7 protein-coding genes are annotated in these 8,531 nt (G+C 72.1%); 4 read left to right on the forward strand and 3 right to left on the reverse strand.

The window, feature by feature from the left end; all coding sequences use genetic code 11:
• The coding region (locus tag D7W79_RS34405) for a D-alanine--D-alanine ligase family protein (RefSeq protein ID WP_120529565.1) at nt 1-919 on the forward strand (919 nt) is incomplete at its 5' end.
• A gap of 317 nt (nt 920-1,236) precedes the next feature.
• A complete protein-coding gene (locus D7W79_RS34410; RefSeq protein WP_120529566.1) occupies nt 1,237-2,760 on the forward strand; it encodes a cellulose synthase family protein in 1,524 nt (507 codons plus the stop codon).
• A 103-nt stretch (nt 2,761-2,863) separates the two neighbouring features.
• On the opposite strand, the gene D7W79_RS34415 is transcribed toward D7W79_RS34410, so the two are convergent.
• A complete protein-coding gene (locus D7W79_RS34415) occupies nt 2,864-3,391 on the reverse strand; it encodes a hypothetical protein (RefSeq protein WP_167497774.1) in 528 nt (175 codons plus the stop codon).
• Nucleotides 3,392-3,474: 83 nt separating this feature from the next.
• Here D7W79_RS34415 and D7W79_RS45935 point away from each other — a divergent pair, with 83 nt between their 5' ends.
• Nucleotides 3,475-4,506 (forward strand): PEGA domain-containing protein, encoded by a 1,032-nt coding sequence (locus tag D7W79_RS45935; RefSeq protein WP_120529568.1) that lies wholly within the window; start codon nt 3,475-3,477, stop codon nt 4,504-4,506.
• A 52-nt stretch (nt 4,507-4,558) separates the two neighbouring features.
• On the opposite strand, the gene D7W79_RS34425 is transcribed toward D7W79_RS45935, so the two are convergent.
• Nucleotides 4,559-5,155 (reverse strand): hypothetical protein, encoded by a 597-nt coding sequence (locus D7W79_RS34425; RefSeq protein WP_120529569.1) that lies wholly within the window; start codon nt 5,153-5,155, stop codon nt 4,559-4,561.
• A 51-nt stretch (nt 5,156-5,206) separates the two neighbouring features.
• Here D7W79_RS34425 and D7W79_RS34430 point away from each other — a divergent pair, with 51 nt between their 5' ends.
• Nucleotides 5,207-7,033 (forward strand): M1 family aminopeptidase, encoded by a 1,827-nt coding sequence (locus D7W79_RS34430; RefSeq protein ID WP_439099259.1) that lies wholly within the window; start codon nt 5,207-5,209, stop codon nt 7,031-7,033.
• A gap of 6 nt (nt 7,034-7,039) precedes the next feature.
• On the opposite strand, the gene ftsY is transcribed toward D7W79_RS34430, so the two are convergent.
• Nucleotides 7,040-8,531 (reverse strand): signal recognition particle-docking protein FtsY (gene ftsY / locus D7W79_RS34435; protein ID WP_244222132.1); only part of this gene is annotated, 1,492 nt, incomplete at its 5' end.

Consider the following 8,531-nt stretch of genomic DNA (forward strand, 5'->3'; position numbering starts at 1 on the left):
GCTCAAGACGGGGGAGGCCGTGGTGGCGGCCCTGGAGACCCTGGGGCACACCGTCACCCGCGTCTTCGCGGGCCCGGGCCTGGACCGGGCGCTGCGGGCGGCCGACATCGAGGTGGCCTTCCTCGCGCTGCATGGCCGCATGGGCGAGGACGGCCGCGTGCAGGGCCTGCTGGAGCTGCTGGAGATTCCGTACACCGGCTCCGGCGTGCTGGCCTCCGCGCTGGCCATGGACAAGCCCATGGCGAAGAAGCTCTTCCAGCTGCACAACCTGGCCACGCCCCGGGGCTACCGGGTGGGCCGCGCGGACGCGGAGCGCGCGCTGGAACTGCACGGCGACAGCGGCTTCCCCTGCGTGGTGAAGCCCGCGAAGGGCGGCTCGTCCGTGGGCCTGTCCGTGGTGCACGACGCCGGGGCCCTGGTGCCCGCGGTGGCCCAGGCGTGCCGCTTCGGCGGCGAGGCCCTGGTGGAGCGCTTCGTGAAGGGCCAGGAGGTGACGGTGGGCATCCTCGGCGACAGCGTGCTGGGCAGCTGCGAGGTGGCCTTCCCTCGCGAGGGCTTCGACTACGAGGCCAAGTACAAGGGCGGCACCCAGTACTTCCTCCCGCCCCGGCTGTCCGACACCCGCCGCGTCAACGTGGAGTCGCTCGCGCTGGCCGCATACCGCGCCCTGGGCTGCCGGGGCTACGGCCGCGTGGACCTGCTGTGCTCGGAGACGGAGAACGACGTGGTGTTGGAGGTGAACACCCTGCCGGGCTTCACCCCCACCAGCCTCCTGCCCAAGATCGCCGCCCGCGCGGGCCTGGACTTCCCGGCGCTGGTGCAGGGCGTGCTCGACCGCGCCACCCGCGACGAGTCCCACGTCGCGGAAGCCGCCCCCACCATCCCCGCCGTCCCCGTCCCCCTGCGCGCCGCCCGCTAGGTCCTGCGCCGCTCGGAGCACCCGGGACGTCGTCCCGCAACCCCTCTGACGCAGGGAAGAAGAAGGTGACATCCTGCGTCAAAGCCGCCGTTTCAGGCCTCTCGAATCCGGGGAATAGTTTGACACGACCCGGGTCGCTCCCTATTGTCCGCCGGCGATCAGTAGCCGGAAGGTCAAAGCCCTGTCTTTTCGGGCACATACGGGGCGGGGCTCAGCAGACCCACAGGCGGCGGTCAGCATGAGCGGTCGGTCGGCATGCCGCCACGTCTGGTAGGACCGCTGGCGCCAGTGCCAGCGGGAGGGGCTGAGCGTCACCGATGACCACCGTCGAGATCATCTTCCTGGCAGTCTACTTCAGCTTGCTGAGCGTGCTGGGAGTCTACGGCTCCCACCGCTACCGCATGGCGTTTTTGTACTACCGCCATAAGTTCAAGCTGCCGACGCCCAACGGCACGCTCCCAGCGCTGCCTCGGGTAACAATCCAGCTGCCCATCTTCAACGAGATGTACGTGGTGGAGCGCCTGGTGGAGTCGGTGTGCCGCATCGACTACCCGCGCGAGCTCTTGGAGATCCAGGTGCTGGACGACTCCACGGACGAGACGTGCGGCATCGCGCGCGCGTGCGTGGAGCGCCACCGGCAGAAGGGCCACGACATCGTCTACATCCACCGCGTCAACCGCCAGGGCTTCAAGGCGGGCGCGCTGGAGAACGGGCTCAAGCTGGCCACGGGCGAGTACGTGGCGGTGTTCGACGCGGACTTCGTCCCCAGCCCTGACTTCCTGATGCGCACGGTGCCCTTCTTCGCGGACGCGAAGGTGGGCATGGTGCAGGTGCGCTGGGGCCACCTGAACCGTGAGTTCTCCATCCTCACGCAGGCGCAGAGCATCTTCCTGGACGGGCACTTCATCATCGAGCACACCGCGCGCAACCGCGCCGGCTGCTTCTTCAACTTCAACGGCACCGCGGGCATCTGGCGCCGCTCCACCATCTCCGACGCGGGCGGCTGGCAGCACGACACGCTCACGGAGGACCTGGACCTGTCCTACCGCGCCCAGCTGAAGGGCTGGCAGTTCATCTTCCTGCCGGAGGTCATCTCCCCGGCGGAGGTGCCGGTGGACATGAACGCCTTCAAGAGCCAGCAGCACCGCTGGGCCAAGGGCTCCATCCAGACGGCGAAGAAGCTGCTCCCCACCATCCTCAAGAGCGACCTGCCGCTGCTGGTGAAGCGCGAGGCCTTCTTCCACCTCACCAACAACATGGCCTACCTGTTGATGGTGCTCCTGTCCGTGCTGATGCCCATCAGCATGGTGGTGCGCTTCCAGCACGGCCTGTACGGCACGCTGTTCCTGGACCTGCCGTTCTTCATCACCGCGACGGCCAGCGTCTGCGTCTTCTACGTGGCCGCCCAGCGCGAGCGCGGCGTGAAGGGCTGGGAGCGCTTCAAGTACCTGCCCTTCCTGATGAGCCTGGGCATCGGCCTGGCCATCAACAACGCGAAGGCCGTGGGTGAGGCGCTGCTCAACCAGCAGTCGGGCTTCGCGCGCACGCCGAAGACGGGCGCCGAGGGCAAGAGCGTCAAGGCCGTGAAGAAGAGCTACCGGGGCAGCAAGACGCTGATGCCGGTGGTGGAGCTGCTCTTCGCCGCCTACTTCACCGGGGCGCTGTGGTTCGCCATCGACTCGCGCATCTACACGTCGGTGCCCTTCATCATCCTGTTCCTGGCGGGCTTCCTCTACGTGGGCGTGTCCAGCCTGCTGCAGGGCTTCGCCGGCAAGGCGAAGGTGGCGGACGCCGTCCCCGCCGTGACGTCCTCCGAGGAGCAGCCGCGCCAGGCGGCCTGAGCCGTTCTCACCGCCTCGCGCTGGACCTCGCGCCGCCGCTTCCTCCCTGGATTTCCAGGGCGGGGAGGGCGGCGCGGTGCTTTTCGGCTTTCGACCCGGGGGCCTACCGGCCCGCGTCGGGCACGCCGCGCAGCAGCACCTGCTCCTGGCGCACCGGGGCGGGGCCGGCGGTCGCGGGGCGGCAGCCCTCGTCGATGGAGGTGCTGGACGCGGCCCGCAGGGTGAGGCCAGCGTCGGTGCAGGCCACCGCCTCCGTGGGGAAGGCGACGGGGCAGGGCGTCCCGGAGGCGCTGAAGCCGGTGGCGCGCGTCTCGCCCACGAAGCCCTCCGGCGTGCGGGTGAGGACGATGCCCACGGAGCCCGCGTCCGGGGACTCCACGCCGCCGTCCGCCCAGGCGCGCACCACCGCGAGCGACAGGGTGCGGCCGTCGTCCTGGCCCAGGTAGCGGAAGGCCGGGTTCTGCGCGTGGTGGTAGTCGCCGGACTGGTCCTTCTCACAGCCGGGCGGCACGTGGATGGGCGGCGGCCGGGCGGAGGTGGCGGCCTCCACCCGGGGTGGGGCCTTGCCCGGACAGGCCGCGAGCGAGAGGACACAGAGGCCGAGGGGGAGGGTAACGAGGGCGCGGTGCATGGGGCGCGGATATTCTCCCAACGGACGGCCGGGTGGGACGGTGTTTGCTTCCCCTGGGATGACTCTCTAACCTTCGGCCCGACATGAGTCTTCGCCGCTTCGCCGTCCTGTCGCTCGTCGCCGCCCTGGCGCTCCCCTCCGCCGCGTTCGCCCAGGACATTGATGATCTCCTCGGCCCCTCGTCGGAGGAGACGAAGCCCACGAAGTCCAAGGGCAAGCCCAAGACCGCGAAGCCGCCGAAGACGACGGCGAAGCGCAAGACGCCGCCCAAGAAGGAGAAGCTGGGGACGCGCAAGGGCAAGACGGGCAAGGGCGCCGCGACGGCCACCGCCGAGGACGTGGCCCCGGCGAAGGCCACGCTCGTGCTCAAGCTGGGCAGCAACGCGCGCACCGCGAAGGTGACGGTGGACGGCCAGGAGGTGAACCCGCAGACGCCGCTGGAGCTGGCGCCGGGGGAGCACTCGGTCGTGGCGCGCCGCCAGAACTACTCGGACTTCACCCAGCAGGTGACGTTGGCGCCGGGCCAGACGGCGGAGGTGACGGTCGCGCTGGACGCGGCGACGGGCTTCGCCACCCTGCGCGCGGACGTGCCCCGCGTCACCGTCTTCGTGGACGGGACGCGCGTGGGCGCCACCCCCGTGGAGAACCACCCCCTGCCCCAGGGGCAGCATGAAATCGAGTTCCGGGGGCCGGCGGGGCTCAAGGACGTGAAGAACATCAACGTGCGCGCGGGCCAGCTCTACGTCGTGGAAGGGCGCCTGCGTCCGTCCCCGGAGCCGGTGGCGACCGCGCCGGTGGCGCAGGCGGACGACACGCCGCGCTCGACGGTGCTGGAGCCCTCGAAGCCCTCGGAGCCGGTGGAGCAGCCGGGGCTGGCGCTTGGCACCGAGCAGCCGCCGGAGGTGAAGGAGAGCACCAGCAAGGCCTGGTACCAGAAGTGGTACGTCTGGGTCGGCGTGGGCGTGGTGGCCGCCGCGGCGGGCGCCGGGGCCTACGCGGTGACCAAGAGCCCCGCGGAGCTCACCCCGGGCCAGGTGTGCGGCGGGGAGTGCGACGGCTCCATCGGGTTCTCGGGCCTGCGCCCGGTGATGCCCGCGCCCGGCATGCGCTTCTGAGTCGTGGGGCGGACGTCCGCGTCCGCCCTCTGGCTCCGGAGCCCGGGGCCCGTCAGTGGCCCCGGAGGTCGTCCTCGGCGCGGCCCGTGCCCGGCTCCAGACGCAGGAAGACGTTGGTCACGCGGCCCACGCCCCAGTAGTCCAGCGCGGTGGCGCGGAGGCGGAAGGGCTCGGACTCCGGCAGCAGGGAGGTGACGTCCACCTCGTTGGCCTCGAAGCTGAAGGCGCGCCGGCCCAGGTTGTCCACCTGCTCGTTGCCAACGAAGACGCTGTCCGTGAAGCCCACGGCGGCGCGGCGCGACACCTTCCCCTTCGCGTCCAGCACCTCCAGCAGCAGGAAGTTGTCCACGGCGAAGCCCTGCGTGCAGGCCGCGTCCCCGCAGAGGCGGGCCTGGGCGCCGTCCAGCCGCAGTGACGGCGTCTCCGCGGTGGCGACGACGCGCGGCGTGCGCTCGCCCTCGCGCGTGTCCACCTCCACGTCCTCGCGCCGCTGCTCCATGCGCGCCGTCTCGCGCTCCGGCGTGGCGCTGAGCAGCTGGACCGAGCGCGGTTCGGGCGGCGCGACGGCGGTGGACGGCGGAACCTGCTTCGCGCAGGCCAGGAGGCTCAGCGCGGCGGCGGAGAGGGTCAACGTTCGCGAGTGGCGCACCCGAAGGCTTGTAGCGAGCGGCCCTGGACGGGGTCAATTAGCATGCCCTCCATGCGGACCCTCCCCGGATGGTGGCTGCTGTGCGCGCTGCTCTCAGGCCCTGCCGCCGCGGCCCCTCCTACCGCGCCCACCATTCCGGGCGCGGGCAGCGTGGCGCCGGAGGTGCAGCTGTGCCTCCAGCACCTGAAGCCGTCCGAGCGGGACCGGGCCGCGAAGGCGCTGGGGCCGCTGGAGTCCGTGCCGCTCTACCGCGTGCAGCTGGAGGTGGAGCCGAAGGAACGGCGCGTCTGGGGCAAGGTGCAGGTGCAGCTGGTGGCCCGGGGGCCCAAGCCGCTGACGGAGCTGTACCTGCGGCTGACGCCCAACACCCGCTCCCGCCAGGTGACGCTCTCCGGCGCGAAGCTCAACGGCAAGGCCGTGGCGCTGGAGCTGGGGCCGGAGCCCACGCTGCAGCGCATTGCCGTGGAGCCGCCCGTGGCCCCCGGCGGCACGGTGTCGCTGGAGGTCGCGCTGAAGGGCACGGTGCCCAGGGCGGCGCCGGGCGCGGAGTCGCTCATGGGCGCGGGCGGGCTCCTGGGCGGCGGTGGCAAGAGCGGCGCGGATGACCACGGGGCCTTCTCCGCCACGGCGGACGTGGTGAGCCTGGTGGGCGTGGTGCCGCAGGTGCCTCCGGTGGATGACCAGGGCCAGCCATGGGCCGGCCCGCAGGGCATGGGGGACCTGGCGCTGTACGAGCCCGCGCACGTGCTGGCCACGCTCACCGTGCCGTCGGGCTGGGCGGCGCACGCCACCGGGACGCCCCTGGGCGAGGTGCCCGAGCGCGACGGCCGGGTGCGCTACAGCTTCGCGGCGGCGGCGGTGCGTGACTTCCCGGTGCTGGTGACGCGCGGCTACCAGTCCGCCACTTCGACGGTGAACGGCGTCACGGTGGAGAGCCACTTCGCGGCGCAGGACGCGGCGACGGGCAAGCGCGTGCTCAAGTACGCTTCGCAGGCCCTGACGGAGTTCGAGAAGCGGCTGGGCCCGCTGCCCTACACCCACTTCCGCGTGGTGCAGGCGCCCTTGAGCGGGGGCGCGGGCGGCATGGAGTTCCCGGGCCTGGTGACGGTGGGCACGTCGCTCTACCGCGCGAAGCAGGACCCCCTGAAGATGCTGGCGGGCATGCCCGGCATGGAGGCCTTCCAGGAGCTCCTGGACGCGCAGGGCGCGGGCATGCTGGCGCAGGTGGGCGCGCAGGTGGGCGAGTCCCTGGAGCGCACGCTGGAGTTCACCGTGGCGCACGAGGTGGCGCACCAGTACTTCGCGGGGCTCGTGGGCTCCGACCCCATCCACGACCCGGTGGTGGACGAGTCGCTGGCCCAGTACGCGGCGCTCCTCTACATGGAATGGGCCCACGGCCCGGAGGCCGCCGAGTCCCTGCGCAACGAGGCCCTGGTGATGCCCTACCAGTTCTTCCGGCTGTCCGGCGGCAGGGACGGCCGCGCGGACCGGCCCACGGGCGACTTCGACGGCGGCGAGCTGGAGTACGGCGCGCTCGTGTACGGCAAGGCGCCGCTGTTGCACCACGCGTCGCGCAAGCTCGTGGGGGACAGCGCCTTCTTCAAGGCCCTGCGCGCGTACGTGGACACGTACCGCTTCAAGTGGGCGTGCAAGGCGTGCTTCACGCAGGAGCTGGCGAAGGCGAGCCCCGCGAACGCGAAGGCGCTGGGACAGCTGCGCACGCGCTGGTGGGAGGAGGCCCACGGCGACGAGGACCTGGGCGCGGCGGACCTCCAGGGGCTGATGGAGGCCATGGGTGGCGGCCTGGGCGACGTGAAGCTGGACGCCCAGACGCAGCAACTCCTGGAGCAGCTGTTGCCCCAGCTCATGGGGCAGTAGCGCTGGTCAGTCGAACAGCGCCTTCACGAACTCGCGCGGCTCGAAGCGGCGCAGGTCGGCGATCTTCTCGCCCACGCCCACCCAGACCACCGGCAGCTTCAGCTCGTCGCAGATGCCGATGATGACGCCGCCCTTGGCGGTGCCGTCCAGCTTGGTGAGCGCGATGGCGCTGACGCCCACGGCCTCGTGGAACTGCTTGGCCTGCTGGATGGCGTTCTGGCCGTTGGTGGAGTCCAGCACGAGCAGGATTTCATGGGGCGCGCCGGGCAGCGCCTTGTCCATCACGCGCTTGACCTTCTTGAGCTCCTCCATGAGCGGGGCCTTGGTGTGCAGCCGGCCCGCGGTGTCCGCGATGATGACGTCCGCGCCTTCCGCCTGGGCCTTCTTCACCGCCTCGAAGATGACGGAGCTGGGGTCGCCGCCCTCCGGCCCCGTCACCAGCTGGGCGCCGGCGCGGCCGGCCCACACGTCCAGCTGCTCCGTGGCGGCGGCGCGGAAGGTGTCGCCCGCGGCGAGCACCACCTTCTTGCCCTGGCCGGTGAGCTGCGCGGCCAGCTTGCCGATGGTCGTCGTCTTCCCGGCGCCGTTGACGCCCACCACCATCACCACGTGCGGCGGGCCTCCGCCCTCCAGCGAGCGCGGCACGGGCAGGTCCACCATGCGCGCCACCTCGTCGCGGATGGCGCCCTTGATGCGCTCCGGGTCCTTCAGCTCGTTGCGCTTGAGCTTCTCGCGCGCCACCTCCACCAGGTGGTCCGCGGTGCGCACGCCGATGTCGGCGGTGAAGAGGATCTCCTCCAGCTCCGACAGGACGGACTCGTCCATCGTGCGCTGGCCGCCGAACAGGCCGTTGAGCCGCGCCATGAAGCCCTGGTTGCGCGTGCGGTCCAGGCCCTGCGCCAGGGTGCGGCCACCCTCCGCCTCCACCTTGGCGCGCGCCGCGGCGGCCTCCGCCTGACGGGCGGCCTCCGCCTGGGCAGCCTCCTGGGCCAGGGCCTCCTCGCGCAGGCGCACCGCTTCGGCCTGCTCCCGCTTGCGGCGCTCGCGCGTCTCGTCGTCGACGGCCTTCTTGGCGCGGTACTCGACGCGCTTGGCGTCCTCCTCCTTCTCCTTGAGGGCGCGGACCTCCGCCTCCAGCCGGGCCTTCTCCGCCGGGTCCTTGGCGGCGTGGGCGGCGAACGAGGCCGTCTCGCGCTGGCGGCGCAGCTCGTCCATGCGCGCGTGGGCGTCGTCCAGCTCGCGGCGCCGGGCGAGCTCCGCCTCGTTGGGCGGCAGCTCCACGCGCAGCTCGGGGCGCTCCGCGGGCAGCTGGGGCGCCTCCTCGGGCTTCCGGGGGGCTTCCGGCAGGCGCTTCCTGCCAAAGAGCTTGCGCGCCGCGACGAGCGCCAGGACGACGAAGAGGGCCGCGCCGCCAATGCCCACCACCTCGCCGCCGGTGAGCCCGGTGTCCGGCGGGGTCCCCGTGCCCGGCTGCGTCGTCCCGCCGCCGGGAGTGGGG

Origin of the sequence: Corallococcus exercitus (genome assembly GCF_003611585.1) — a bacterium.
GTDB classification, from domain to species: domain Bacteria; phylum Myxococcota; class Myxococcia; order Myxococcales; family Myxococcaceae; genus Corallococcus; species Corallococcus exercitus.